The sequence below is a fragment of the Micromonospora sp. DSM 45708 genome (assembly GCF_039566955.1).
GTDB lineage: Bacteria > Actinomycetota > Actinomycetes > Mycobacteriales > Micromonosporaceae > Micromonospora.
The window spans coordinates 5,560,780-5,586,163 of record NZ_CP154796.1 but is presented as its reverse complement, the minus strand read 5'-3'; the positions used below and the strand labels follow the sequence as shown (position 1 = coordinate 5,586,163).

Below are 25,384 nucleotides of genomic sequence, written 5' to 3'. Positions count from 1 at the left end.
TGGGGAGGGCGGGAGGGGGATAGGGTCGAACGGTGGGCCCCCCGTCCGGCTGGACGCGGGGTCGTCGTCATGCGTCAAGCCGCTGGAAGTGATCACTCATGCTCACCGGACTCTTCGCCGCCGCCCTGGCCGACCCCGGGCTGACCCGGGCGCGTGACCTGGCGCGCTCCGGTGCCGCGCAGGTCGACGGCCTCGACCTCACCGCTCCTCCCGCGCTGCGCCCGTTCGCCGTGGCGGCCGTCGCCGCCGACGAGCCGGCCGGCGGCGCGGGTCGGCCGGTGCTCGCGGTCACCGCCACCACCCGTGAGGCCGACGACCTGGTCTCGGCGCTGGGCAGCCTGCTGCCGCCGGAGCAGGTCGCGGTCTTCCCGTCCTGGGAGACGCTGCCGCACGAGCGGCTCTCGCCGCGCTCCGACACGGTCGGGCGGCGTCTGGCCGTGCTGCGCCGGCTGGCCCACCCCGACTCGGCCGACGCGCACGGGCGCACCGGGCCGCTGCGGGTGGTCGTCGCGCCGGTCCGGTCGCTGCTCCAGCCGCAGCTCAAGGGCCTCGGCGATCTGGAGCCGGTGCAGCTCGCCGCCGGCGAGGAGGCCGACCTGGAGGAGGTCGCCCGCCGGCTCACCGACATGGCGTACGCCCGGGTCGACCTGGTCACCAAGCGCGGCGAGTTCGCTGTGCGCGGCGGCATCCTGGACGTCTTCCCGCCCACCGACGAGCACCCGTCCCGGGTCGAGTTCTGGGGCGACGAGGTGGAGGAGATCCGCACCTTCGCGGTCGCCGACCAGCGCACCATCGAAGGCGTACCGCAGCTCTGGGCGCCGCCCTGCCGTGAGCTGCTGCTCACCCCGTCGGTCCGGCAGCGGGCCGCCGCGCTCGCCGCCGCGCACCCCGAGCTGGCCGAGATCCTCGACAAGCTGGCCGAGGGCATCCCGGTGGAGGGGATGGAGTCGCTCGCGCCGGCGCTGATCGGCGACGACGCGTTGGAGTTGCTCGTCGACTGCATGCCGGCCGGCACTCACGTGCTGCTCTGCGACCCGGAGCGGATCCGCACCCGGGCGCACGACCTGGTCCGTACCTCGGAGGAGTTCCTCCAGGCGAGCTGGGCCGCAGCCGCCGTCGGAGGCCAGGCCCCGGTCGACCTCGGCGCCGCCGCGTTCAAGACCCTGGCCGAGGTACGCACGCGGGCCCGCGCCCTGCGCCAGCCCTGGTGGACGCTGGCACCGTTCGGCCTGGTGGAGGCCGGGAGCGCGCCGGCCCGGCAGCCCTGGGAGGACGCGCCGGCCGAGGTCGACGTCACGCCCGACGACGCCATCGCGGTGAGCCTGGCCGCGCAGCCGGCCCCGCTCTACCACGGCGAGACCGCCCGGGTGGTCGACGACCTGAAGCGCTGGGCCGGCGAGGGCTGGTCGATGGCGCTGGTGTTCGAGGGGCACGGCCCCGCGCAGCGGGCCGTCGAGGTGCTCCGCGACGCCGGCCTCGGCGCCCGGCTGGTGGAGGAGGTGCCGGCCGCGCCCGTCCCGGGTGAGCTGCTGGTCTCGTGCGGCTGCCTGACCGCCGGCTTCGTCGACGAGGCGTCGAAGTTCGTGCTGCTGACCGGCAACGACGTCACCGGCGGCCGGGGCACCTCCACCCGCGACATGCGCAAGATGCCCAGCCGGCGGCGCAACACCATCGACCCGCTGGAGTTGCGGGCCGGCGACTACGTGGTGCACGAGCAGCACGGCATCGGCCGCTACGTCGAGCTGGTGCAGCGCACCGTCAACGGCGCCAGCCGCGAATACCTGGTCATCGAGTACGCGGCGAGCAAGCGCGGCCAGCCCGGTGACCGGCTCTTCGTCCCCACCGACCAGCTCGACCAGCTCTCCCGCTACGTCGGCGGTGAGCAGCCCACGCTGCACAAGATGGGCGGCTCGGACTGGCAGAAGTCCAAGGCCCGGGCCCGCAAGGCGGTACGCGAGATCGCCGCCCAGCTCATCCAGCTCTACGCGGCCCGCAAGGCGTCCAAGGGGCACAACTTCGGGCCGGACACGCCGTGGCAGCGGGAGCTGGAGGACGCGTTCCCCTGGCAGGAGACGCCGGACCAGATGGCCGCCATCGAGGAGGTCAAGCGGGACATGGAGCAGACCGTCCCGATGGACCGGCTGATCTGCGGCGACGTCGGCTACGGCAAGACCGAGATCGCGGTACGGGCGGCGTTCAAGGCGGTGCAGGACGGCAAGCAGGTGGCCGTGCTGGTGCCCACCACGCTGCTGGTGCAGCAGCACTACAACACGTTCGCCGAGCGGATGAGCCAGTTCCCGGTGAACATCCGGCAGCTCTCCCGGTTCCAGACCCCGAAGGAGTCCGAGCGGACGCTGGAGATGGTCGCCGACGGCACCGTCGACATCGTCATCGGCACCCACCGGCTGCTCCAGGCGGCCACCCGGTTCAAGCAACTCGGGCTGGTCATCATCGACGAGGAGCAGCGCTTCGGCGTCGAGCACAAGGAGCACCTGAAGACGCTGCGTGCCTCGGTCGACGTGCTCGCCATGTCGGCCACCCCGATCCCGCGGACGCTGGAGATGGCGATCACCGGCATCCGGGAGATGTCCACCATCGCCACCCCGCCGGAGGAGCGGCACCCGGTGCTCACGTTCGTCGGGGCGTACGACGACCGGCAGGTGGCCGCGTCCATCCACCGCGAGCTGCTCCGCGACGGGCAGGTGTTCTACCTGCACAACCGCGTCGAGTCGATCGACCGGGCGGCCCGCCGGATCCGCGAGCTGGTGCCCGAGGCCCGGGTCGCGGTGGCGCACGGCCAGATGGGCGAGGAGGCGCTGGAGAAGGTGATGGTCGGCTTCTGGGAGAAGGAGTTCGACGTCCTGGTCTGCACCACGATCGTGGAGTCGGGCATCGACATCCCGAACGCCAACACGCTGATCGTCGAGCGTGCCGACCTGCTCGGCCTGGCCCAGTTGCACCAGATCCGCGGCCGGGTCGGCCGGGGCCGGGAGCGCGCGTACGCGTACTTCCTCTACCCGGCGGAGAAGCCGCTCACCGAGAACGCGCACGAGCGGCTGGCCACCATCGCCCAGCACACCGAGCTGGGCGCCGGCATGTACGTGGCGATGAAGGACCTGGAGATCCGCGGCGCCGGCAACCTGCTCGGCGGCGAGCAGTCCGGCCACATCGAGGGCGTCGGCTTCGACCTGTACGTGCGGATGGTCGGCGAGGCGGTGTCCGCCTTCAAGGGGGAGCGCACCGAGGAGGAGGTGGACGTCAAGATCGACCTGCCGATCGACGCGCACCTGCCGCACGACTACGTCGGCGTGGAGCGGCTGCGGCTGGAGATGTACCGCAAGCTCGCCGAGGCCCGGGACGCCGAGCGGCTGCGCGAGGTGGTCGCCGAGATGACGGACCGCTACGGCGAGCCGCCCGCCCCGGTGCAGAACCTGGTCGCGGTGGCGAACTTCCGGCTGCTGGCCCGCCGCTACGGCCTGACCGACGTGTCGATGCAGGGCAAGCACATCCGGTTCGGCCCGCTGCCGCTGCCCGACTCGAAGCAGATGCGGCTCAAGCGCTACCACCCCGACTCGGTCTACAAGCAGGCGCTCGACCAGGTCAGCGTGCCCCGGCCGAGCACCCGGCGGATCGGTGGCGAGCCGCTGCGCGACCAGGCGTTGCTGGAGTGGTGCGCGCAGCTCCTCAAGGACGTGTTGGGGGAACCGGCGGCGGCGCAGCCGGCCGGGGCGGGGGCGCGGTGAGGTGGGCGGCGTCACAGCCGGATACGGGGCGTGAGAGAGTGACCGTCATGCGTGCTCGCCGTCTTGTCGCCGTCGCCAGCGTGGCGGTCGGCCTCGTCGCCCTCTCCGGTTGCCGTACCGAGCCCGGGGTCGCCGCCTATGTCGGCGACAACCGCGTCACCGAGGATCGGGTCACCTCGATCCTCGACGAGGTCCGGGACGGCCTGGCCAGCCAGCCGGCCACCGCCGCTCAGGCCGACGCGTTGCTGCCGGCCCGGGACCAGGTGGTCGCCACCCTCGTGCTGTCGGACGTGTGCCGGGCCCTCTCCGCCGACAAGGGCTACCAGCCGCAGGGTCAGGTGACGCCGGAGCAGGTGGCGCAGCAGACCGGGCTGCCCGCCGACGCGACGTACCCGAAGAAGGTGGCCGAGTTCTACACCTGCATGTCCGGCCTGCCGGCCGGCGAGCCGGCCGCTCCCACGGCCGAGGACCTGGCCACCGTGATCGCGGCCGGCCGGGCGGCCGGCGCCATCCCGCCGGACGTGAAGGACGCCGACGCGGCCAGCCAGCTCGACGGGCAGCAGCTCCGCTCCGCGCTGGCCACCCGCAAGGTGCTCGCCGACGCGATCGGCGGGTACGACGTCTCGGTCAACCCGCGCTACCGCCCGCTGGCGTTCCCGCTGCTCAGCTTCAAGGGCGACGTGCCGGCGGTGGCCGTGCCGCTGGGTGAGCCGGGCTCGTCGGTCACCGACGTCTCCACCCCGGAGCCGGAGACCGGTGAGTCGGTGCCGGTGATCGATCCGTCGGCGGCGCCCGGCGCATGACCGCGCGCATCGTCCTGCTGGTCACCTCACCCCGGCTGCCGGCCGGTCTGCTGACGTCGGCCGCCTGGGACGCCGTACGCTCCGCGCCGGTCCTCACCGGCGCGGAGAGCGAGCTGACCCGGGCGGTCCGGACGGCCGGCGCCGAGGTGCGCGTGGTGTCCGAGGGCGCGACGCAAGCGCTGCTGGACGCCGCCGCGACCGAGGGCGGCGCGGTCTGGCTGGCCGGCCCGGCCGGCGACGAGGCGCTCGCCCGCGAGTTGGGGCTGCGGCTGGCCCGGCAGCCCGGCCTGGCCGAGCTGGAGCTGATGTACGGCTCCTGGGACCCGCCCGGCGCCCGGCTGCTCGACGCGGTCGAGGTGATGGACCGGCTGGCCGCCCCGGGCGGTGACCCGTGGAAGCGCGCGCAGACGCACCGCAGCCTGGCCCCGTTCCTGCTGGAGGAGTGCTACGAGGCGTACGACGCGATCGGCGACGGCGACACCGACGCGTTGCGCGAGGAGCTGGGCGACGTGCTGCTCCAGGTGCTGCTGCACGCCCGCCTCGCCGAGGACCTGCCGGAGGGCCGGGGCTGGACCGTCGACGACGTGGCCGGCGGCCTGGTCGACAAGATGGTGCGGCGCAACCCGCACGTGTTCTCCGGCGAGCAGGCCGGCTCGATCGAGGAGATCGAGGCGAACTGGGAGCGGATCAAGCGGGCCGAGAAGACCCGCGACTCGGTGCTGGACGGCATCGCGTTGAGTCAGCCCGCGTTGGCCCTGGCCGCGAAGATCCTGGACCGCGCCGGCCGGGTGGGGCTGGCCGTGCCGCCGCCGCTCGCCGAGTCCCAGGTGGACGCCGAGGCGCGGCTCGGCGCGAGCCTGTTGGCCACCGTCGCCGCCGCCCGGCAGGCCGGCATCGACCCGGAGGCCGCGCTCCGACGCGCCACCCTGGCGTACGCCGAAGCGGTCCGCGCCGCCGAACGCCGGTGACCACCTCGTCGATCTTGCACTTTCCGCCCCGGCAAACCGGCTGAATCCGGCATCGGAGGGGCCGCAACTGCAAGATCGTGGGGGTGCGGGGTCGGGGGTGATCGGTAGGGTTCGGGGAATGGAAGCGTTTGGGCCGCTCGCGGAGCGGATCGTGGAGGCGTTGCTGGAGAGCCGGCCCGGGTTGGCCACCTCCGCCGGGGACCACCGCTACGACGACCGCCTGCCCGACCTCTCCGACGACGCGCTCGCCGCCGACCGGGCGATGCTCAAGGACGCGGCCGACGCGCTCTCCGAGATCGACCCCGACGTGCTCGACACCGACGAGAGCGTCGACCACGCGCTGCTCAGCAGCCTGGTCGACCGGGGGCTGTTCGAGGCCACCGAGATCCGCAGCCACGAGTGGGACCCGCTGCGGCACAATCCGGGTCCGCTGCTGCACGCGTTGCTGGCCCGTCCGTACGCCCCGGTCGAGGAGCGGCTGACCCACCTGGTGGGGCGCCTCTCCGCCGTACCGGATGCCCTGGCGACCGCGCGCGCGACGCTGCGGGACATGCCGCGGGTCCACGCCGAGACGGCGGTCGGGCAGTTCGCCGGCGCCGCCGCACTGGTCCGCGACGAGGTGCCGGCGCTGCTCGCCCGGTTGCCGGCGCTGCGCGACCGCGTGGGGCCGGCCGCCACCGCGGCGATCGCCGCGCTCGACGAGTTCACGGCGTGGCTGCGGGCCGGGCTGGCGGCCGACGCCGGGCCGGGGCGCGACCCCCGGCTGGGCCGGCGGCGCTGGGAGGCGCGGCTGTGGCACACGCTCGACACCGAGCTGAGCGCCGCCGAGGTGCAGCGCCGCGCCTGGGCCAACCTCGACCGGGTCACCGACGAGATCCGCGCGGCGGCCGTCGAGCTGGTCGGCGGTCCGGCCGACGACGAGACGGTACGCCGCGCGCTGGACCTGCTGGCCGCCGAGCACCCGGACGACGCCACCATCGTCGACCTCGCCTCGGTCACGCTCGACGAGGCCGCCGACTTCGTCCGCCACCACGACCTGGTCAGCCTCGTCGACGACCCGTGCGTGATCCAGGAGATGCCGGAGTTCGCGCGCGGTGTCGCGGTGGCCTACTGCGACTCCCCGGGCCCGTTGGAGACGGCCGACGTGCCGACGTTCTACTGCATCGCGCCCACCCCGGCGGACTGGCCGGCGCAGCGGGTCGAGTCGTTCTACCGGGAGTACAACGACCACATGATCCGCAACCTGACCGTGCACGAGGCGATGCCCGGTCACTTCCTCCAGCTCGCCCACGCCCGCCGGTACGCCGGCCCGACCCGGGTACGCGCGCTCACCGAGTCCGGCGTGTTCATCGAGGGCTGGGCGGTCTACACCGAGGAGCTGATGGCCGGGCTCGGCTTCGGCGGGCTGCCGGTGCGGTTGCAGCAGCTCAAGATGCAGCTCCGGATGACCATCAACGCGCTGCTCGACCAGCTCGTGCACTGCGACGACCTGCCGGAGGCCGACGCGATGGCGTTGATGACCGGGCGTGGCTTCCAGGAGGAGGGCGAGGCGGCCGGCAAGTGGCGGCGGGCGCTGCTCACCTCCACCCAGCTCTCCACCTACTTCGTCGGCTACAGCGAGATGGCGGACATCGCCGCCGCCCGACCGGTGGGCGTGTCGGCCCGTGACTGGCACGACGCGATGCTGTCGCACGACTGCCCGCCGCCGCGCCACCTGCGCACCCTGCTCGCCGTCTGACCCGTCAGCCCGCCGGTCACGGGGCCATCTCCATCGCCGTCGTCCTCTAGGGTCGGCCGGGGCCACCGATGGCCGGCCGGCGCGGCGGGCAGCCCCGGTTCCGTCGGATCGACCACCGGCTCGGCCGCAGGGTCAGGACGCCTTCGGGCGGCGGTCCACCACACCCGCGCCGGCGGGCACCGCGAACGCGCCGGCCTCGACCGTGTCGGTGTAGTGGCTCAGGGTGATCTCGGCGGGTCTGCCGTCGAGCGTGCCGGTGAAGCTGCCGAGCACCCCCTCGGTGGTGACGCAGGCGGTGAAGCGTTCCCCGGCGTCGGTGACGTCGACGCAGGTGGCGTGGTGCCCGGCCAGCGTGGTGTCGCTCTGCTTGATGACCGCCTCGGGTTCCAGCGCGGCGGCGGTGAGCAGTCGGATCACCGCCGGCGGGGTGACCAGGCCCTGCTTGCGCGCCTCGTCGTAGACGACCACCGACGGCTTGCCGGCGGTCAGCACCGGCGGGGACATCGTGCAGGAGGTGCGGGCGGTGGTGCTCGCGCACCGGGTCACCGCCTCCTGGGTCACCGTGATCTTGCCGCCGGGCCAGGCGTAGGTGGAGCGCAGCGGCTTCGCGGTCTGCGCGATCGAGGCGGTCCCGCCGCCGGTGAGCTGGTATTCCGCGGCCCAGGTCCGCTCCAGCGCCCGGTCCATCCGCGCGGCGAGGTCGTTGACCAGGTCGGCCCGTCCGAGCGCGACGCCCGCGTCGTCCAGGGCCTGACAGCCGGTGACCGAGAGCGACGCGATGACCGAGGCGGCGAGCACGCGGAGGGTCGTCGAAGCGGCAGGCATGATGCCCAGCCTTGTCGATCGACGCAACCTCTCGCAAACCCGTTGCCGGTTGACGACCGGTAAAGCGGGAATGTCCGTCTCATTCGCTGCCCCGGGGTCCGCCCCGAGCGCCGTACCACAGGGCGGGGACCGATACGCTGCGTTCAACACCTGCCTCAGCCGCACCGTCGCGGCCCACACCGGACCGGAACACACAAACGAGGAGCGACTCAGTGGCAACCATCGAGGGAATTGTCGCCCGGGAGATCCTGGACTCGCGGGGCAACCCGACGGTCGAGGTCGAGGTCGGGCTCGACGACGGCACGATCGCCCGCGCCGCGGTGCCGTCCGGCGCCTCCACCGGCGCCTTCGAGGCGGTCGAGCTGCGCGACGGCGACAAGGACCGCTACCTGGGCAAGGGTGTCGAGAAGGCCGTCGCGAACATCGAGGACCGGATCGTCGACCAGCTCATCGGCTACGAGGCCAGCGAGCAGCGGCTGATCGACCAGAAGATGATCGACATCGACGGCTCGGACAACAAGGGCGAGCTGGGCGCGAACGCCATCCTCGGCGTCTCCCTGGCCGTGGCGAAGGCCGCCGCCGGCAGCGCCGAGCTGAGCCTCTTCCGCTACCTGGGCGGCCCCAACGCGCACCTGCTCCCGGTGCCGATGATGAACATCCTCAACGGTGGCGCGCACGCCGACTCGAACGTCGACGTCCAGGAGTTCATGATCGCGCCGATCGGCGCGCCGACGTTCCGGGACGCGGTCCGCTCCGGCGCCGAGGTCTACCACGCGCTCAAGTCGGTGCTGAAGAAGAAGGGCCTGTCGACCGGCCTGGGCGACGAGGGCGGCTTCGCCCCGAACCTGCCCACCAACGCCGCCGCGCTGGACCTGATCGCCGAGGCGGTGGAGAAGGCCGGCTACCGGCTCGGCACCGACATCGTCTTCGCGCTCGACGTGGCCGCCACCGAGTTCTTCGACAACGGCTCCTACACGTTCGAGGGCAGCACGAAGAGCGCCGAGGAGATGAGCAACTACTACACCAAGCTCGCCGGCGACTACCCGATCGTCTCCATCGAGGACCCGCTCGCCGAGGACGACTGGAGCGGCTGGGCCACGCTGACCGCCGCGCTGGGCGACCGGATCCAGATCGTCGGCGACGACCTGTTCGTGACCAACCCGCAGCGCATCGCCCGGGGCATCGCCGAGCGGGCCGCCAACGCGGTGCTGGTCAAGGTCAACCAGATCGGCTCGCTCACCGAGACGCTGGACGCCGTGGACCTGGCCCACCGGGCCGGCTTCCGGTGCATGATGAGCCACCGTTCCGGCGAGACCGAGGACACCACCATCGCCGACCTGGCGGTGGCCACCGGCTGCGGTCAGATCAAGACCGGTGCGCCGGCCCGCTCCGACCGGGTCGCCAAGTACAACCAGCTCCTGCGGATCGAGGAGGAGCTGGCCGACGCGGCGCGGTACGCCGGTGCCGGCGCGTTCCCGCGTTACCGTTCGGCCTGAGGTCGACGCTCCGGGGGAGGGGTGTGACGATGCAGCAGCGCCGCACACCGGGCGGCCAGCGGCCCGCCCGCCGGCCGGGTCAGGCCGGCCGGGCGGGCGGTGCCCGGTCCACGGCCCGGGACGGCGGTGTCCGCGCCCAGCCGCGCGCCGCCGGCCGGTCGCCCGGCGCGTCCCGCGTCACCGAGGGCGTACGCGCCGCGAACCGTCCGGGCGCGGCCCGGCGCAGCGCGGCCGGCGGCCCCGTCAAGCGGCTCACCGCACCCCAACCCCGGCGCTTCACCGGTCGCGCCACCGTGCTGTTCGCGGTGCTGATCGCGCTCGCCCTGGCGTACACCTATCCGGTCCGGGTCTACCTCGACCAGCAGACCGACATCGAGCGGATGGAGGCGTCCCAGGCGGCGCAGCGGGCGGAGATCGACCGGCTCACCGCCGAGGCCGCCAAGTGGAAGGACCCGGAGTACGTCAAGACGCAGGCCCGGGAACGGTTCTTCATGGGCAAGCCGGGGGAGACGCTGCTGGTGGTGCTCTCCGACCCGGACGGGGCCGCCAAGGACGCCGGCAAGGGCGCGAAGCCGGGGGCGCCGAAGCCGCCCGACCCGTGGTACGACACGCTGTGGTCGAGCGTGCAGGCGGCGAACGCCGAGCGCCCCGACAAGTGAGCTGTTCTTCCGAGAGGCACAACCCGTGAGCGTCGAACCACCGCAGGACCCGGCGGCGGACTCCGTACCCCCGCCGGAGCGCCAGCCGGCCACCGAGGCCGACCTGGCCGCGGTCGCCGCGCAGCTCGGACGCCCGCCGCGCGGCACCCGCGCGGTGGCCCACCGGTGTCCGTGCGGCCTGCCCGACGTGGTGGAGACGACGCCCCGGCTGGCCGACGGCACGCCGTTCCCGACGCTGTTCTACCTGACCTGCCCGCGGGCCACCGGGGCGTGCAGCCGGCTGGAGTCGGCCGGGCTGATGAAGGAGATGGCCGACCGGCTCGCCGGGGACCCGGAGCTGGCCGCCCGCTACCGGGCCGCGCACGAGGACTACCTGGGCCGCCGCGACGCGATCGGGGAGGTGCCGGAGATCGCCGGCATCTCGGCCGGCGGGATGCCCGGGCGGGTGAAGTGCCTGCACGTGCATCTCGGTCACGCGCTGGCCGCCGGCCCCGGGGTGAACCCGTTCGGCGACGAGACGCTGGCGTTGGTGGAGAAGTGGTGGGCCGCCGGCCCCTGCGTGGACGTGCCCGAGGCGTGAGCACCGCCGACGAGGTTGTCGTCCGTCGGGCCCGGACCGCCGACGTGCGCGGCATCCGCCGGCTGGTGGACACCTACACCGACGACCGGCGGCTGCTCAGCAAGGCCACCGTGACGCTCTACGAGGACGTGCAGGAGTTCCGGGTGGCGGTGACGCCGGACGGCACGGTGGTCGGCTGCGGCGCGCTGCACGTCATGTGGGAGGACCTGGCCGAGATCCGCACGGTCGCGGTCGACCCGTCCTGCCGGGGGCACCGGATCGGCCACCGGATCGTCGGTGAGCTGATCGACGCGGCCCGCGAGCTGGGCGTCGCCCGGATCTTCGTGCTCACGTTCGAAACCGGCTTCTTCGGCGGCTTCGGCTTCCACGAGATCGACGGCGCCCCGGTGCCGCAGCCGGTCTACGAGCAGCTCCTCCGCTCCTACGACGAGGGTGTGGCCGAGTTCCTCGACCTGGAACGCGTCAAGCCCAACACCCTGGGCAACACCCGCATGCTGCTGCGCCTCTGAGCCGGTTCGGGCTGCCGTAGGGTGGGCGCGTGAGCGTGCGCGTGGGGGCCATCGACTGCGGGACCAACTCGATCCGACTGCTGATCGCGGACCTTCCCGATCCCTCCGCCGGGGAGGCGGCGCCGCTGACCGACGTCAGCCGGCGGATGGAGATCGTGCGGCTGGGGCAGGGGGTCGACCGGACCGGCATGCTCGCGCCGGAGGCGATCGAGCGGACCCGGGTGGCGCTCGCCGACTACGCGGCGGAGATCGAGAAGGCCGGCGTCGAGCGGGTGCGCATGTGCGCCACCTCGGCGTCGCGCGACGCGTCGAACGCCGCCGACTTCCGGGCCATGGTCGAACGGACGCTCGGCGTACCGCCGGAGGTGGTGACCGGCGACGAGGAGGCCCGGCTGTCGTTCACCGGTGCGGTGCGCGGCCTGCCCGCCGACGCCGAGCCGCCGTACCTGGTGGTCGACATCGGCGGCGGCTCGACCGAGTTCGTGGTCGGCACCCGCGCCGACGGCGTACGCGGGGCGATCTCGGTGGACATCGGCTGCGTCCGGATGACCGAGCGGCACCTGCACGGCGATCCGCCGACGCCGGCGGAGACCGCCGCCGCCGAGGCGGACATCGCGGCGGCGGTGGACCGGGCGCTGGCCGCCGTCCCCGGCCGGGAGGCCGCCACGTTGGTCGGGCTCGCCGGTTCGGTCACCACAGTGGTCGCCCTGGCGCAGGGGCTCCGGGAGTACGACCCGAGCCGCATCCACCACGCCCGGGTCCCGTACCAGCGGGTCGCCGAGGTGACCGCCTACCTGCTCGGCGCCACCCGGGAGCAGCGGCTGGCCGAGCCGGTGATGCACCCGGGCCGGGCGGACGTGATCGGCGCGGGCGCACTGGTGCTGCGGGTGATCATGGAGCGGGCCGGCATGTCCTCGGTGGTCGCCTCCGAGCACGACATCCTCGACGGCATCGCCTGGAGCCTCGCCTAGCGCGCCCTTCCGCCCGTCCCGTCCGTCTCTCGCTTGGACGGGCGTGGGCCGCAGTTCCGTGCGGGGCGGCTCAGTCGGTCGGCAGGTCCGGGCGGTGCTCCCGCACCCACTTCTCGACATCCGACTTCCGCCAGATCTGGCCCATCTTGAGCACCTGATACGGGGCGGGGAAGTCGCGCCGGGAGGCAACCACCGACGCGCGGGCGCGCGAGACGCCTCCGAGCATGTCTCGGATCTCAGCGATGCCCACGAACTCGACCACCTCTTGACGGTAGGTATGGCCGGTTGTCGGACGATCGATAACACCGATCAGGGTTGACGGTCGCCAACAGGGCGGCCACGATTGGGGGATGAGTGCGTCGAATGGCTATCCCGTACCCGATCGCGGTCGTCGGGCGATGCGACCGCACGTGCCGATGCGACCGCGCTGGCTCTGCCGGGTGTGCGCCGGCCCGTGGCCGTGCCAGCCGGCCCGCCTGTTGCTGCTGATGGACTACCGGCGCGACCGGGTCGCCCTCTCGGTCTACCTGGCGAGCTGCCTCTTCGAAGCCGCCGCCGACCTGCTGAACCTCAACCCGGATCCCCAGGAGTTGTTCGACCGCTTCGTCGGCTGGGCCGCCCGCCCCCCACTCCGTTGATCAAGGAGTTCGTGTCGGCGGCCGACGGCGAACCCGACGCAAACTCCTTGATCACCGGGTGGGGGGCGGAGGCGGGGTGGCGCGCGGGGGTGCAGTGTTCTTGACGGTACTGTGCAATGCGCACTAGTGTGCGGAGCGTGGATACGACGCAGCTCCTCAAGGGTGTCCTCGACCTGGCCGTGCTCGCCGTGCTCAAGGACGAGGACGGCTACGGCTACGACATCCTCCGCCGGTTACGCGACGCCGGCCTGACCGAGGTCGGCGACGCCTCGGTCTACGGCACGCTGCGGCGGCTCTTCGCGGGCGGCCTGCTGACCACCTACGTGGTGCCCAGCGAGTCCGGGCCGCACCGCAAGTACTACGCGTTGAACGCCGCCGGGCGGGATCAGCTCACCCGCTCCGGCAAGACCTGGCGCTCGTTCGCCACCACCATGGACGCACTGCTCGACGATCGGGGGATGGCGGCATGACCGTCACTGGGCAGGAGATCACGGACTACGTCGACCGGGTGCGGGCCGCGCTCGCCGACCTGCCGCCGGCACTCCGCGACGAGTTGACCGAGGACCTTCCGGAGCACCTCGCCGAGGTGGCCGCCGAGGGCGACGGCGCGCTCGTCGACCGGCTCGGCCCGCCCGAGGCGTACGCGCGGGAGTTGCGGACCGCGGCCGGCGCGGAGCCGGGCGGCCGACCGGCCCGCCTGCACCGGTTTGCCGCCGCGCGGGACCGCGCCGCCACCCAGGTCCGCCTGCTCGACCGTCAACTCGGCCCGCTGCTCGGGCACGCCCGGGTGGCGGACTTCCTGCGCTCGCTGCGCCCGGCCTGGTGGCTGGTGCGCGGCTGGCTGGCCGCGCTGCTGATCGGCGAGATGACGCGCAGCGGCCGGGCCGGCCTGCTGCCCCGGCTCGACGACAGCCTGCTGGGCGGCCTGCTGCTGCTCACCGGCGCGATCCTCGCGTCGCTGTGGCTCGGCCGTCGCTCCGCCGGCTTCACCGGATGGCCGCGCCGGCTGCACCTGGTGGGCACCGCCGTGCTGGTGGTCTTCTCGTTCGCGGTGCTCGCCGACGTGCACCGCAACGCCAGCGAGGACGGGTACGCCGACTACCGGGAGGTCGCGGTCGACCGGCGGTACGACCGGATCGAGGACGTCTTCGTCTACGACCAGCAGGGGCGGCTGATCCGCGACGCCCAGCTCTTCGACCAGAACGGCGTGCCGATCCGGCTCGGCTGGCCGAACTGCCTCGACGCGTCCGGCGCCGTGCCGGCACCGCGCAACGCCTACCCGTACTGCCCGGGACTGGCCCCGTTCGGCCCGCCGGCCCCGACGCCGGTGCCCTCCGCCCCGCCCACGGACGCCGGCACGTCCGCGCCGACCGCCCTCCCGTCCGCGCCGACCGGCCTCCCGTCCGCGCCGGCCGGCCTCCCGTCCGCGCCGGCGGCGACCGCCACGCCCGGCGCACCGGAGCCGACACCGACGCCCTGAGGCCGGCGGCGCCGGACGGTCCGGTGCGTCCGCGATCCACGACCTGTCGAGTCTCGACGAACAGCCGCCGCCCTGCCGCGGACGGTCCTCCTGTCCACCGGATCGACAGGAGGTGAATGCCACTGTTCTTCCGTCTTCCCCGCGCCGGTGACCGCGTGGCACGCTACCGGCACGTAACAGCCAACTGTGCGACCAGCCAACGGTGACTGACCGCTAGGAGGACGGGCCCATGGGCGAGATGGTGAGCTTCACCGGCAACGGGGGGACGAGCGAGGGGTATCTCGCGATACCCTCCGGCGGTGCGGCCAGCCCGGCGGTCATCGTCATCCAGGACTGGTGGGGCCTGGTGCCCCACGTCCGGGCCGTGGTCGACCGCTTCGCCGAGGCCGGCTTCGTCGCCCTCGCGCCCGACTTCCGTCACGGTGGCCCCGCCGTCAAGCCGACCGAGCCCCGGCAGATGCTGAACAGCAGCCAGATGGCCGAGGCGGCCAGCGACATCACCGCCGCCGCCGAATACCTGGCCAGCCGCGCCGAGGTGGCCGGCAAGGTGGGCTGCGCCGGGTTCTGCGCGGGTGCCAGCCTGGCCCTGTGGGCCGGCACGGCCTCCGAGCGGATCGTCGCCACGACCGCCTTCTACCCGCGCCTGCCCTGGGACGGCATGCCCGCCGGTGCGCCGGACGGCGACGACTGGGCCGGCTACGCCGGGAAGGCCGCGCTCATCCACTGCTCCGAGGCGGACGGTCTCTCCGCCGCCGACGGGGTGCAGGACGTACGCCGGTCCATCGAGGCCGCCGGCGGCACCTGCCAGACGTTCGACTACCCGGGCACCGCGCACGCGTTCTTCAACGAGGACCGGCCGGAGCACTTCGACCAGCGGGCCGCCGCCACCGCGTGGGCCCGCACCCTGGAACTGTTCCGGGCGAAGCTTGGCTGAGTCGCGTACCGCCGGGGAGGTGGTCGCCCGCGCGGCGCGGGCGACCGACCTGGCCGACCTCGACGGCGCGGTCAGCGACTGCTTCGCCTGCCCCCGGCTGGTGGCGTGGCGCGAGGAGGTGGCCCGGGTCAAGCGGGCCGCGTTCCGCGACCAGGACTACTGGGGGCGGCCGGTGCCGGGTTTCGGGCCGCCGGACGCGCGGATCGCCGTGCTCGGTCTGGCGCCCGCCGCGCACGGCGGCAACCGCACCGGCCGGATCTTCACCGGGGACCGCTCCGGCGACGTGCTCTTCGCCGCGCTGCACCGCGCCGGGCTGGCCAACCAGCCCACCAGTGTGGCCGCCGACGACGGCCTCACGCTCCGCGACACCCGCATCTTCTCCGCCGTGCGTTGCGCGCCGCCGGACAACAAACCCACCCCGGACGAACGGGACACCTGCGCGCCGTGGCTGCACCGTGAGGTCGAGCTGATCCGTCCCACGCTGCGCGTGGTGGTCGCGCTGGGCGCGTTCGCCTGGGCCGCGTGGTGGCCGGTGCTCCGCCAGGTGTACGGACAGCGCCCGCCCACACCGCGACCCGTGTTCGGCCATGGGGCACACTGGTCCGGCGAGTCCGTGCCGGCGTTGCTCGGCTGCTATCACGTCAGCCAGCAGAACACGTTCACCGGCCGGCTCACGCCGGCGATGTTGGACGACGTGTTCACCCGGGCGAAGCACCTGTCCGGGGTGGACTGAGGAACACCTGAGGCGGGGGAATGGACTTCGGCGTGCTGCGCAGGTGGTGGCCGGTCGCGGCGGTCGCGGCGCTGCTCGCGGTCGCCGCCTTCGCCGCCGGGCACTCCGCGATCGGGGCCAGCCGCATCCCGCCCGTGTCGGACACCATCCCGTACGTCCCGGAGTACCCGTCCCCGGAGGCGGTGCGCTCGATCCCGGTGGAACCCCGGGACGCGGGCGAGGCCACCTCGGGCGGAGTGCCGGACTGGCTGCTCACCGCCGTGCTGGTGGTGTCCGGTGCGGCGGTGCTGGTCGCCGTCGGCTACGTGCTCTGGAACGTGGTACGCGGCGCGCTGCGCCGGACCACCCGCGCGGTGCCGGCCCGGCGCGTCCGGCGTACCGCCGAGGGCACCGCCCGCGAGGTGGTGGCGGCCCTCGACGCCGGTCTGGAGGAGCTGGACGACCGCTCCACCGACCCACGGACCGCGGTGATCGCCTGTTGGGTGCGGCTGGAGGAGGCCGCCGAGGACGCCGGCGTGCCCCGGCAGACCGGCGACACCCCCACCGACCTGGTCAGCCGGCTGCTGCGCGGTGACCCCGGGGCCGGCATCCCGGCGATCGCCAGCGCCGACGTGCTGGACGGGTTCGCCCGCGTCTACCGGGAGGCCCGCTACGCCACCCGGGACGTCGACGAGCACACCCGTGACCAGGCGCGGGCGGCGCTGCGCCGGTTGCGCGGCGAGCTGACCAGCGTGTCGGCGGGGGAGGTCGGCGCTCCGTGAGCACCAGCATCGACGATCTGCTCGGCTCCGGCGAGGAGCCGGTCGGGGACGCCGAACGGCCCTCCGGTGGTCGGGCGCGTGGGCTGCTGCGGACCGCGGCGGTCACCGCCGCCGTGGTGGTGGTGATCGTGGTCGGCCTCCGCGCGGTCGGCCTGCGGGTGCCGATCTGGATCATCGTGGCGGGCGTGCTCGCCGTGCTCGCCGTCCGCCGGGTCACCGCCGCGCTCTCGCCCCCGCCGCCACCGCGCGCCGGCGTGCGGGCCTCCTCCGCCGGTGAGGAGCCCGGCACCTGGAACTGGTCCGCCCGGGACGCGCTGCGGACCGCCATCAACGGCTGGGAACGTCCGCTGGACTGGTGCGCCGACAACCGGGAGCGGTTCACCGAGCGGGTGCTGCCCCGCCTCGGTGAGCTGGCCGACGAGCGGCTGCGCCAGCGGCACGGCGTCACCCGCGAATCCGACCCGGCGCGTGCCCGTGCCCTGCTGGGCGAGCCCCTGTGGACGTTCCTCGGCACCCCCGCCCGCCGCCCCCCGACGCCGCGCGACCTCGCGGCGATCGTCGCCGAACTGGAGAAGATCTGATGAACGACGTGGACCGGAGCATGCCTCCCGCCGAGGTGGGCCGGCTCGCCCGGACCGTCCTGGACGCGGTCGGCACCGTCGTGGTCGGCAAGCGCGAGGCGCTGGAACTGGTGCTGGCCGGCATCCTGGCCGGTGGCCACGTGCTGCTGGAGGATCTGCCCGGCCTGGGCAAGACGCTCACCGCGCGGTGCTTCGCGCAGGCGCTCGGGCTGGACTTCCGCCGGCTCCAGTTCACCCCGGACCTGCTCCCCGCCGACGTCACCGGCTCGTTCCTGTACGACCAGAGCAGCGGCGACTTCTCGTTCCGGGCCGGGCCGCTCTTCACCAACCTGCTGCTCGCCGACGAGATCAACCGGACGCCGCCGAAGACCCAGTCGGCGCTGCTGGAGGCGATGCAGGAGAAGCAGGTCTCGGTGGAGGGCGTGACCTACCGCCTGGACGAGCCGTTCCACGTGCTGGCCACCGCCAACCCGATCGAGTACGAGGGCACCTACCCGCTGCCCGAGGCGCAACTCGACCGGTTCCTGCTGCGCGTCTCGTTCGGCTACCCGAACCACGACGAGGAGTGGGACGTGCTGCGCCGGCGTATCGCCCGTCGCCGCGAGGAGGCCGAGATCACGCCGGTGGTGGACGCCGCCACGCTGCGCGCCATGCAGGCCGCGCTGGAGGACGTGGTGGTCGAGGACTCGATCGGCCGGTACATCGTGGCGCTCACCGCGGCCACCCGGGAGCACCCCTCCGTGCTGGTCGGCGCGTCGCCGCGCGGTTCGCTGGCGCTGCTGCTGCTGTCCCGGGTACGGGCCGTGCTCGCCAACCGGGACTACGTGGTGCCGGAGGACGTCAAGGCGGTGGCGGCGCCCGCGCTGGCGCACCGGATCACGCTGCGTCCGGAGATGTGGCTGCGCCGGGTCGACCCGTCGTTCGTGGTCGGCGAGGTGCTCGAGTCGACGCCCGCCCCGGCCAGCGGCGCGCTGCCCAGCTACGCCGCCGGGCGCTGATGGACGAGCGGGCCGAGCCGGCGCACGGCTGGGCGCCCACCTGGGCGCTCGGCCGGGCCGTGCTGCTCACCGGCGTGCTGCTCGTCGCGGCCGTGCTGCTCGGCCGGATCGACCTGGTGGTGCTGGCCACGCCGTTCGCGCTGGGCACCGCGTACGGGTTGCGTCGCCGCCCGGCCACCCAGCCCGAGCTGGAGCTGAGCGTCACGGACACCCACCTGGTCGAGGGGTCGCCGATGGCCGCCACGGTGGCGGTGGCCAACCCGGACCTGATCGGCTACGACGTGGCGGTGGTGCGCACCCGGATGTCCCCGTGGCTGCGGGTGGAACAGGTCGGTTTCGGCGGCGCCGGGCTGGACGTGAGCCGTTCCGGCGCGGACCGGCCGTTCGTCACGTCCGTGCCCCGGGGCAGCGCCGTCGACCTGGAGCTGACCGGCACCGCGCTGCGCTGGGGCCGGCACCCGTTCGGCCCGGCCGGTGTCCGGGTCGCCGCCGCCGACGGGCTGCTGGTCTCCCGGGCGGTGATCACCGCCCCGATCCGCGCCCGGGTCTACCCGCGCACCGAGCCGTTCGACGCGGTCGAGGCGATGCCCCGGGCCGCCGGCCTGGTCGGGGCGCACCGGTCGCGGCGGCCGGGGGAGGGCGGCGAGCTGGCCGGCGTACGCGTCTTCGCGCCCGGGGACCGGCTGCGCCGCATCGACTGGCGGGTGTCGTTGCGGGCCCGTCAACTGCACGTCGCGGCCACCCTCTCCGACCGGGACGCCGAGGTGGTGGTGCTGCTGGACGTGCTCGCCGAGGCGGGCCGCTCCGGCGGCGTACGCGGGCCGGCGTCGGTGCTCGACACCACGGTCCGGGCCGCCGCCGCGATCGCCGAGCACTACCTGCACCGGGGCGACCGGGTGGCGCTGCTGGAGTACGGCCCGGCCGCCCGGCGACTGCGCCCGGCCACCGGGCGCCGGCAGTACCTGACGGTGCTGGAGTGGCTGCTCGACGTGCACGCCGAGTCGTCCCCGCACGAGCCGTACGACCAGGTGTTCGGCCCGCAGGTGCTCTCCTCGGACGCGCTCGTGGTGGTGCTCACCCCGCTGCTGGACGAGCGCTCGGCGCAGATGCTGGCCCGGCTGGCCCGGGGCGGGCGGTTCGTGGTGGCGGTGGACACGCTCCCGGCGGAGCTGCCGGTGCCGAAGGAGCGGGGCTGGGCCGAGGTGGCGTACCGGCTGTGGCGGCTGGACCGGGACACGATGATCGGGCAGCTCCGCGAGCACGGCGTGCCGGTGGTGCGCTGGGCCGGCGCGGGCAGCCTGGACGAGGTGCTGCGCGACGTGTCCCGCCTGGCCATGGCGCCGAGGGTGGGGTTGCGGTGAGTGACATGGCGGACGGGCTCGTCGAACGGGCGCGGGCGCTGCGGTACCGGGCCGCCCGGGTCAGCCCGCTGCCGCTGCTGGTGCGCGGCGGCATCTTCCTCGTCGTGCTGGCCGGCTTCCTGCTGGCGTACCCGGTGCAGGCGCTGGCCCCGCGTTCGCTGCTGGCCATGGCGGTGGCCGCGGTGCTGCCGGCGGTCGGGCCGCGCCGGCTCTGGCCGACGTTCACCGCGCTGGTCACGGTGGCCGGCTGGCTGCTGGCCACGCTCGGCTTCGACCGGCCGCCGGCGCTGTGGCGGCTGCTCGCCGTGGCCACGCTGCTCTACCTGGCGCACACGCTCTGCGCGTTGGCCGCCCTGCTGCCCTACGACGGGTTGATCGATCCGGACCTGGTGTTCCGGTGGCTGACCCGGGCCGGCGGCGTGGTGCTGGCCAGCGCCGTGCTCGGCATCGTGCTGGCCTGGCTCGGCGGGGTCGGTGGGGCCGGCGGGACCCAGGCGGCGACCGTGGTGGGGCTGCTGGTCGCGGTGGGGCTGAGCGCGCTGCTGGGGTGGCTGCTGCGTCGCAGATGACGGGACGCCGGGCGACGTTGTGCAGGTCACACCGGTTGTGCTCCGTCACAGAAGGGGGTCTCGCGCGGTATTACCGGAGCCGCCCGGGGAAAGATGGATACGTGAATCCGAAGCGGATCCTTGTCGTGGGTGCCGGGCACGTCGGCCTGTACGCCGCTCTGCGTCTGTCGAAGAAGCTGAGCTCGCGTGAGGCCGAGGTGGTCGTCGTCGACCCGCAGCCCCACATGACGTACCAGCCGTTCCTCCCGGAGGCTTCGGCCGGCAACATCTCCCCACGGCACGCTGTGGTGCCGCTGCGGCGGGAGTTGCGCAAGTGCACGGTGGTGGCCGGCACGGTCACCCGGATCGACCACGGCCGGAAGACCGCCGTGGTGCAGCCGATCAGCGGCCCGGCCCGGGAGATCCCGTACGACCACGTGGTGGTCGCCCCCGGCTCGGTCTCCCGCACCCTGCCGATCCCGGGGCTGCACGAGAACGGCATCGGGTTCAAGACCATCGGCGAGGCCATCTTCCTGCGCAACCACGTGCTGGACCGGCTGGACGTGGCGGCTGCCACGACCGACCCGGAGGTCCGCCGCCGCGCGCTGACGTTCACCTTCGTGGGCGGTGGCTACGCCGGCATCGAGGCGCTCGCCGAGATGGAGGACATGGCCCGCGACGCGCTGCGCTACTACCCGGAGCTGAAGCCGGAGGAGATGCGCTGGGTGCTGGTCGAGGCGACCCAGCGGGTGCTGCCCGAGGTCGACCGGGACATGGGCGCCTACACGGTGCAGCAGCTCCTGAAGCGGAACATGGACATCCGGCTGGACACCCGCCTGGAGTCCTGCGTCGACGGGGTGGTCAAGCTCTCCGACGGCGACAGCTTCCCGTCCGACACCATCGTCTGGACCGCCGGCGTGAAGCCGTCGCCGATGCTGGACGCGACCGACTTCCCGCGCGACGAGCGTCGCCGGGTGACCTGCCGGCCGACGCTCCAGATCGTGGACGGCGACCGGGTGGTCGAGGGCGCGTGGAGCGCCGGCGACTGCGCCGCCGTGCCGGACCTGACCAAGGAGCCGGGCAACTTCTGCTCGCCGAGCGCGCAGCACGCGGTGCGGCAGGCCGCCCGGATGGCCGACAACATCGCGAACGTGATCCGCGGGCGCGAACCGGTCGACTACAAGCACAAGCACGCCGGCAGCGTGGCCAGCCTCGGCCTGCACAAGGGCGTGGCGCAGGTCTACGGCGTGAAGATGACCGGCTGGCCGGCGTGGTTCATGCACCGGACGTACCACATGTCGCGGATCCCGTCGTTCAACCGCAAGGTCCGCGTGGTGGTGGACTGGTCGCTGGCGTTCTTCCTCAAGCGCGAGGTGGTCGCGCTGGGCCAGCTCCACGACCCGCGTGAGGAGTTCGCCGAGGCGTCCGCCCCGCCGGTCGGCGCGCGCGTCTGACGTTCGTCCCGAAGGGCCCCTTCCCGCACGGAAGGGGCCCTTCGGCGTACCCGGGTCAGAACCGCCAGGTCCAGGCGTCGGCGACCCGGAGGCCCGGACCGAAGAGCGCCTCCAGCGTCCGGCGCAGCAGCTCCGCGTGCGGGGCGTCGTCGGTCAGCGCCACGCAGGACGCGCCCCAGGCGTCGACGTCCCGGGCCGCCTGCCGGCGCTGCCGGTCACCGATCGCGGGCGGCACGCCCCGCCGGGCCACGTCGGCGAGCAGCGCCGAGGTGGGGCGCTGCCAGGTGCCCATGGTGGCCGAGCCGCCGGGACCGTACGGGCCGATGAAGAACCCCTCCGGCATGCCGAACCCGACGCCGGTGGCGGTGGCCCACCGCATCGGCCCGGGTTGCTGCGGGGTGGCCGTGGGCACCGGCACCAGCACCCCGCCGGGGCGTACGCACTGCCGCCAGTGGCCGCCGGTGACGAACTCGGGCAGCGGTGGCCGGTCGACCGTGGGCAGCGGCGTCGGGAAGACGCTGAGCAGGGCCGCGCCGACCGCCAGCGGCACCAGCCGGCGCGTCGGACCCGGCTCGTGCAGCGCCCGGTGCAGGGCGAGCGTGAGCACGGTGCCGACCAGCGGCAACACCGCCAGTGCGAACCGGGCGGGCAGCGCGCCGTCCACCACCGGCAGGCCGGCGAGCAGCGCGTACGGGCCGGGCACGCCGGTCCGCCTGCCGTCGGCGACCACCTCGGGGCCGAGCGAGAACGCGGCCATCACCAGGGCCCCGGCGGCCAGGGCGTGCACCAGCGCGCGCCGGCCGAGCCAGACCGCACCGCCGACCGCCACCAGCAGCAGCGGCCAGCCCAGGAACGTGGTGAACTCCGCCGGGCCGGTGGTCAGCCGGACCGCCTCCGGGCTGCCGAGCACGGTCAGCGCGGAGAGCCGGGTCCAGCCGGTCAGGTCGGCGGAGAAGTAGGCGGGCGGAAACATCCCGTCGGCGACGCCCTGCGGCCCGGCGAACTGGAGCCAGAGCGGGTACGCCAGCACCACCAGCGCCAGCCCGGTGGCGCCGAGCAGCCCGCCGGCGAAGCCGGGCAGCGCCCGGCGCGGCAGGTCCCGGTCGGCCAGCCCGTACGCGACGGCCAGCACCGCCAGCGTGAGCGCGGTGAGGAAGAGCACCTCCTCGCCGACGAAGACCTGGACGACGGCGGTGCCGGCCAGCCCGACCGCCGACGAGATCATCCGGCGGCGGTCCGGGCCGTCCCGGCGACCGGCCGGGTCGGCGGCGCGCAGCAGCCGTACCACCAGCCAGACCAGCACCGGGACCAGCCACTGCGCGGTCATGTGCAGGTGACCGTTGCTCTGCGAGATCATGCCCGGCCCGAAGCCGCAGAGCGCCGCGCCGAGCCCGGCGGCGAGCCGGTGGGCCCGCAGCGTCCGGGTGAACAGCAGATACCAGGCGACCGCCGTGCCGGCCAGGTTGCCGGCGACGAGCAGGGCGAACGTGACCGGCGCCCCGAACGCCAGGGTGACCGGCGCGAGCAGCACCCCGAGCGCGACGATCGAGGTGTTGGCCATCAGGTTGACCCCGTCCGGCGCGTTGAGCCGGTCGGTGACCAGGTCGAGGTCGCCGCGCAGGGCCCGCGCGTCGAGCGCCAGGAACCACTCGTAGAGCGTCTGGTCGGCCGGGTTGAGGGCGAGCATCCGGGTGCCCGGCGCCGGCCACAGGCCGTGGGTGAGCCCGCCCGCGAACGCCACGAACAGCAGCCCGACCAACAGGTCCGCGCGGTGCCGGCGAACGGCGGCCGGCAGCCGGCCGATCCGCGCCGGTGCGGTCGCCGGTGCGGTGCGGACCGCCTGGTCAGGGTCGGGCCCGGGGGCCGCGCGGGCGGCGCTGGTCACGGCCTCGACCCTATCGACCGCACCCGACGGGGTACGCCGCGGCGCGGCGCAGCCGCTACGGTGAGATCTGCACCGCGCGTGTCGGCGCGGCGGTGTCACCCGCCCGGGTGGTGGAACGGCAGACACGGCCGCCTTAAAAGCGGCTGCCGAAAGGCGTGCGGGTTCGACCCCCGCCCCGGGCACGGAACTCTCAGCTTTCCCACAGCTTGACGCCGCGCACGGTTTGGTCGCCACGTCTACGCTGGAAGCGCACGTCTACGTGCGAATGACCCCCTGAGGGAGGCCTGAGAAGTGAAGACCTCGAACCCGGTGCTCGCCCGGCTCGGCCAGGCGGCCGAGCGTGAGCGGGCGACCGGGTACGCCCAGCCCGGGCCGTACGCTCAGCCCGGATACCCCCAGCAGTACCCGCCGCAGCAGCCCTACCCGGGCGGCTACGGCCAGCCGGTGGCCCCGCCGGCAGTGACGCCGATGACGCTCGACGACGTGGTCGTCAAGACGGTCCTCATGCTCGCCATCCTCGGCGCCTCGGCCGCCGCGGCCTGGGTGCTCGTGCCGGACGCCCTGGTCGGCGTGGCCTGGATCGGCGCCGCCGTGGTCGGCCTGGTGCTCGGCCTGGTCATCTCGTTCTCCCGGATGGCGAATCCGGCGCTCGTGGTGGCGTACTCGATCGTCGAGGGCGTCTTCGTCGGCATGGTCAGCAAGGCGTTCGACTCGCTCTACGACGGCATCGTGCTCCAGGCGGTGGCGGCCAGCTTCGGCGTCTTCTTCCTGATGGCGATGATCTACAAGGCGCGGATCATCCGGGCCACCCCGAAGTTCGCCCGGATCATGGTGGCGGTCATCGCCGGCCTGTTCGGTGTGATGCTCGTCAACCTGGTGCTGGCGCTGTTCGGCGTCAACACGCACCTGCGTGACGGCAGCCCGCTCGCCATCGGCTTCAGCCTGGTCTGCATCGTGGTGGCGTCGCTGAGCTTCGTGCTCAACTTCGCCCAGATCGAGGAGGGGGTCCGGATGGGGCTCCCGCAGCGCTACGCCTGGACGGCCGCGTTCGGCATCGTGGTCGGCCTGGTCTGGCTCTACATCGAGATCCTGCGGCTGCTCAGCTACTTCCAGGGCGACGACTGATCGCCCCGCCCGCCCGTCGACGCCCGCCTGCCGCATCCCGCGGCGGCGGGCGTCGTCCGTAGACTCGGTGGTGATGAGCGCAGCGGAGCTGGACCGGGTGGTGGCCCTACTGGTCCGACAAATCGGGCACTGGCAGCAGTCGCGGTGGTCGGCGCCGGCCGCGGGCGGCAACGTGTCCCGGGCCGACCTGGTGCACAAGCTGGTCCAGGAGCTCGCCAACCTGGCCGCCGACGCCACCGGCGAGCCGCGCCGCGAGGTGCCCCGGCTGCCCAGTGACCTGGCCCTGCCCGACCAGCTCCGGGTGGTCGCCGCCGACCTGGCCCTGGCCGCCCCGCCGGACCCGGTCCTGGCCGGCGCCGCCGACGCGGTGGCCCGCACCCGCGCCGCACTCTGACCGCACCTTCTCACCCCGCCCTCTCCTCTCCGCCGGACGTGCGCGGGCGAGGCGCGGCACGTCTGCCGGTCCGGTGGTACGCCGGGAGGGCTGCCTCGCGGCGCGGGCGGTGGCAGCGCGGCGGGTCGCGCCGTGGTCTGTCGGATGCCTACGAGGTTGATGGCGTGAATGGGTCGGGCGGACGACGCGGCCCGGGCACG

25 protein-coding genes and 1 tRNA gene are annotated in these 25,384 nt (G+C 74.0%); 23 read left to right on the top strand and 3 right to left on the bottom strand.

All coding sequences use genetic code 11. From position 1 onward, the window contains the following. Positions 1–98: 98 nt before the first annotated feature. The 4 genes from mfd (at position 99) to VKK44_RS23960 (ending at position 7,252) form a co-directional block, all read left to right on the top strand. Entirely contained in the window at positions 99–3,743 is a 3,645-nt protein-coding gene (gene mfd, locus VKK44_RS23975) for a transcription-repair coupling factor (protein WP_343443461.1), read from the top strand. A gap of 47 nt (positions 3,744–3,790) precedes the next feature. After that, positions 3,791–4,546 carry a Ros/MucR family transcriptional regulator gene (locus tag VKK44_RS23970; RefSeq protein ID WP_343443460.1) on the top strand — a complete coding sequence of 252 codons (756 nt, stop codon included), beginning with the start codon at positions 3,791–3,793 and terminating at the stop codon, positions 4,544–4,546. Beyond that, a complete protein-coding gene (locus VKK44_RS23965; protein WP_343443459.1) occupies positions 4,543–5,514 on the top strand; it encodes a nucleoside triphosphate pyrophosphohydrolase in 972 nt (323 codons plus the stop codon). Before VKK44_RS23970 ends, VKK44_RS23965 begins: the two co-directional genes overlap by 4 nt. Before the next feature lie 118 nt (positions 5,515–5,632). Then, positions 5,633–7,252 (top strand): DUF885 domain-containing protein, encoded by a 1,620-nt coding sequence (locus VKK44_RS23960; protein ID WP_343443458.1) that lies wholly within the window; start codon positions 5,633–5,635, stop codon positions 7,250–7,252. A gap of 132 nt (positions 7,253–7,384) precedes the next feature. On the opposite strand, the gene VKK44_RS23955 is transcribed toward VKK44_RS23960, so the two are convergent. Continuing rightward, positions 7,385–8,077, bottom strand: coding sequence for a hypothetical protein (locus VKK44_RS23955; protein ID WP_343443457.1), 693 nt, complete (start codon positions 8,075–8,077; stop codon positions 7,385–7,387). Between the two features lie 212 nt (positions 8,078–8,289). Between VKK44_RS23955 and eno the strand changes: the two genes are divergently transcribed. The 5 genes from eno to VKK44_RS23930 are packed head-to-tail and all read left to right on the top strand — an operon-like array spanning position 8,290 to position 12,292. Next, entirely contained in the window at positions 8,290–9,573 is a 1,284-nt protein-coding gene (gene eno, locus VKK44_RS23950) for a phosphopyruvate hydratase (protein ID WP_107162353.1), read from the top strand. 29 nt (positions 9,574–9,602) lie between these two features. Then, positions 9,603–10,232 carry an FtsB family cell division protein gene (locus VKK44_RS23945; protein ID WP_343443456.1) on the top strand — a complete coding sequence of 210 codons (630 nt, stop codon included), beginning with the start codon at positions 9,603–9,605 and terminating at the stop codon, positions 10,230–10,232. A 25-nt stretch (positions 10,233–10,257) separates the two neighbouring features. Continuing rightward, positions 10,258–10,812 carry a DUF501 domain-containing protein gene (locus tag VKK44_RS23940; protein WP_343443455.1) on the top strand — a complete coding sequence of 185 codons (555 nt, stop codon included), beginning with the start codon at positions 10,258–10,260 and terminating at the stop codon, positions 10,810–10,812. After that, a complete protein-coding gene (locus tag VKK44_RS23935) occupies positions 10,809–11,321 on the top strand; it encodes an amino-acid N-acetyltransferase (protein ID WP_343443454.1) in 513 nt (170 codons plus the stop codon). The genes VKK44_RS23940 and VKK44_RS23935 overlap by 4 nt, the downstream gene beginning before the upstream one ends. A gap of 41 nt (positions 11,322–11,362) precedes the next feature. Next, positions 11,363–12,292: a Ppx/GppA phosphatase family protein gene (locus VKK44_RS23930; protein ID WP_343447880.1), complete on the top strand. Its 930-nt coding sequence runs from the start codon at positions 11,363–11,365 to the stop codon at positions 12,290–12,292. A gap of 70 nt (positions 12,293–12,362) precedes the next feature. Here the strand turns inward: VKK44_RS23930 and VKK44_RS23925 are convergent, their stop codons facing one another. After that, a complete protein-coding gene (locus VKK44_RS23925; protein ID WP_396861220.1) occupies positions 12,363–12,554 on the bottom strand; it encodes a hypothetical protein in 192 nt (63 codons plus the stop codon). Between the two features lie 88 nt (positions 12,555–12,642). On the opposite strand from VKK44_RS23925, the gene VKK44_RS23920 reads away from it, so the two are divergent. From VKK44_RS23920 to VKK44_RS23870, 11 genes are all read left to right on the top strand, one after another. Continuing rightward, positions 12,643–12,930, top strand: coding sequence for a hypothetical protein (locus tag VKK44_RS23920; protein WP_343443453.1), 288 nt, complete (start codon positions 12,643–12,645; stop codon positions 12,928–12,930). 137 nt (positions 12,931–13,067) lie between these two features. Then, complete coding sequence (locus VKK44_RS23915) at positions 13,068–13,400, top strand: PadR family transcriptional regulator (RefSeq protein ID WP_343443452.1); 333 nt, start codon at positions 13,068–13,070, stop codon at positions 13,398–13,400. Beyond that, positions 13,397–14,410 carry an HAAS signaling domain-containing protein gene (locus tag VKK44_RS23910; protein ID WP_343443451.1) on the top strand — a complete coding sequence of 338 codons (1,014 nt, stop codon included), beginning with the start codon at positions 13,397–13,399 and terminating at the stop codon, positions 14,408–14,410. The genes VKK44_RS23915 and VKK44_RS23910 overlap by 4 nt, the downstream gene beginning before the upstream one ends. A gap of 229 nt (positions 14,411–14,639) precedes the next feature. Further along, the gene (locus VKK44_RS23905; protein WP_343443450.1) at positions 14,640–15,344 is read left to right on the top strand and encodes a dienelactone hydrolase family protein; all 705 of its coding nucleotides are present in this window, start codon (positions 14,640–14,642) and stop codon (positions 15,342–15,344) included. Positions 15,345–15,363: 19 nt separating this feature from the next. Continuing rightward, a complete protein-coding gene (locus VKK44_RS23900) occupies positions 15,364–16,077 on the top strand; it encodes a uracil-DNA glycosylase (RefSeq protein WP_343447877.1) in 714 nt (237 codons plus the stop codon). Positions 16,078–16,097: 20 nt separating this feature from the next. Next, positions 16,098–16,838 carry a DUF4129 domain-containing protein gene (locus tag VKK44_RS23895; RefSeq protein WP_343443449.1) on the top strand — a complete coding sequence of 247 codons (741 nt, stop codon included), beginning with the start codon at positions 16,098–16,100 and terminating at the stop codon, positions 16,836–16,838. Then, entirely contained in the window at positions 16,835–17,419 is a 585-nt protein-coding gene (locus tag VKK44_RS23890) for a hypothetical protein (RefSeq protein WP_343443448.1), read from the top strand. The genes VKK44_RS23895 and VKK44_RS23890 overlap by 4 nt, the downstream gene beginning before the upstream one ends. Next, positions 17,419–18,417, top strand: coding sequence for an AAA family ATPase (locus tag VKK44_RS23885; RefSeq protein ID WP_343443447.1), 999 nt, complete (start codon positions 17,419–17,421; stop codon positions 18,415–18,417). Before VKK44_RS23890 ends, VKK44_RS23885 begins: the two co-directional genes overlap by 1 nt. Continuing rightward, positions 18,417–19,778 carry a DUF58 domain-containing protein gene (locus tag VKK44_RS23880; protein WP_343443446.1) on the top strand — a complete coding sequence of 454 codons (1,362 nt, stop codon included), beginning with the start codon at positions 18,417–18,419 and terminating at the stop codon, positions 19,776–19,778. Before VKK44_RS23885 ends, VKK44_RS23880 begins: the two co-directional genes overlap by 1 nt. Positions 19,779–19,783: 5 nt before the next feature. Next, a complete protein-coding gene (locus VKK44_RS23875; RefSeq protein WP_343447876.1) occupies positions 19,784–20,347 on the top strand; it encodes a hypothetical protein in 564 nt (187 codons plus the stop codon). A gap of 101 nt (positions 20,348–20,448) precedes the next feature. Next, positions 20,449–21,780, top strand: coding sequence for an NAD(P)/FAD-dependent oxidoreductase (locus VKK44_RS23870; RefSeq protein WP_343443445.1), 1,332 nt, complete (start codon positions 20,449–20,451; stop codon positions 21,778–21,780). Between the two features lie 55 nt (positions 21,781–21,835). On the opposite strand, the gene VKK44_RS23865 is transcribed toward VKK44_RS23870, so the two are convergent. After that, positions 21,836–23,665: a hypothetical protein gene (locus tag VKK44_RS23865; RefSeq protein WP_343443444.1), complete on the bottom strand. Its 1,830-nt coding sequence runs from the start codon at positions 23,663–23,665 to the stop codon at positions 21,836–21,838. A gap of 101 nt (positions 23,666–23,766) precedes the next feature. Here VKK44_RS23865 and VKK44_RS23860 point away from each other — a divergent pair. The 3 genes from VKK44_RS23860 (at position 23,767) to VKK44_RS23850 (ending at position 25,184) form a co-directional block, all read left to right on the top strand. Continuing rightward, positions 23,767–23,847: transfer RNA gene (locus VKK44_RS23860), tRNA-Leu, on the top strand. Between the two features lie 109 nt (positions 23,848–23,956). Further along, positions 23,957–24,790: a Bax inhibitor-1/YccA family protein gene (locus tag VKK44_RS23855; RefSeq protein ID WP_343443443.1), complete on the top strand. Its 834-nt coding sequence runs from the start codon at positions 23,957–23,959 to the stop codon at positions 24,788–24,790. A gap of 73 nt (positions 24,791–24,863) precedes the next feature. Next, a complete protein-coding gene (locus tag VKK44_RS23850; protein ID WP_343443442.1) occupies positions 24,864–25,184 on the top strand; it encodes a hypothetical protein in 321 nt (106 codons plus the stop codon). Positions 25,185–25,384: the final 200 nt, after the last annotated feature.

Excerpts from the sequence above, each read along its gene's own strand:
- mfd (WP_343443461.1), top strand. The coding sequence starts at position 99 with ATGCTCACCGGACTCTTCGCCGCCGCCCTGGCCGACCCCGGGCTGACC.
- VKK44_RS23970 (WP_343443460.1), top strand. The coding sequence starts at position 3,791 with ATGCGTGCTCGCCGTCTTGTCGCCGTCGCCAGCGTGGCGGTCGGCCTC.
- VKK44_RS23965 (WP_343443459.1), top strand. The coding sequence starts at position 4,543 with ATGACCGCGCGCATCGTCCTGCTGGTCACCTCACCCCGGCTGCCGGCC.
- VKK44_RS23960 (WP_343443458.1), top strand. The coding sequence starts at position 5,633 with ATGGAAGCGTTTGGGCCGCTCGCGGAGCGGATCGTGGAGGCGTTGCTG.
- VKK44_RS23955 (WP_343443457.1), bottom strand. The coding sequence starts at position 8,077 with ATGCCTGCCGCTTCGACGACCCTCCGCGTGCTCGCCGCCTCGGTCATC.
- VKK44_RS23945 (WP_343443456.1), top strand. The coding sequence starts at position 9,603 with ATGCAGCAGCGCCGCACACCGGGCGGCCAGCGGCCCGCCCGCCGGCCG.
- VKK44_RS23920 (WP_343443453.1), top strand. The coding sequence starts at position 12,643 with ATGAGTGCGTCGAATGGCTATCCCGTACCCGATCGCGGTCGTCGGGCG.
- VKK44_RS23910 (WP_343443451.1), top strand. The coding sequence starts at position 13,397 with ATGACCGTCACTGGGCAGGAGATCACGGACTACGTCGACCGGGTGCGG.
- VKK44_RS23905 (WP_343443450.1), top strand. The coding sequence starts at position 14,640 with ATGGGCGAGATGGTGAGCTTCACCGGCAACGGGGGGACGAGCGAGGGG.
- VKK44_RS23895 (WP_343443449.1), top strand. The coding sequence starts at position 16,098 with ATGGACTTCGGCGTGCTGCGCAGGTGGTGGCCGGTCGCGGCGGTCGCG.
- VKK44_RS23885 (WP_343443447.1), top strand. The coding sequence starts at position 17,419 with ATGAACGACGTGGACCGGAGCATGCCTCCCGCCGAGGTGGGCCGGCTC.
- VKK44_RS23880 (WP_343443446.1), top strand. The coding sequence starts at position 18,417 with ATGGACGAGCGGGCCGAGCCGGCGCACGGCTGGGCGCCCACCTGGGCG.
- VKK44_RS23875 (WP_343447876.1), top strand. The coding sequence starts at position 19,784 with ATGGCGGACGGGCTCGTCGAACGGGCGCGGGCGCTGCGGTACCGGGCC.
- VKK44_RS23850 (WP_343443442.1), top strand. The coding sequence starts at position 24,864 with ATGAGCGCAGCGGAGCTGGACCGGGTGGTGGCCCTACTGGTCCGACAA.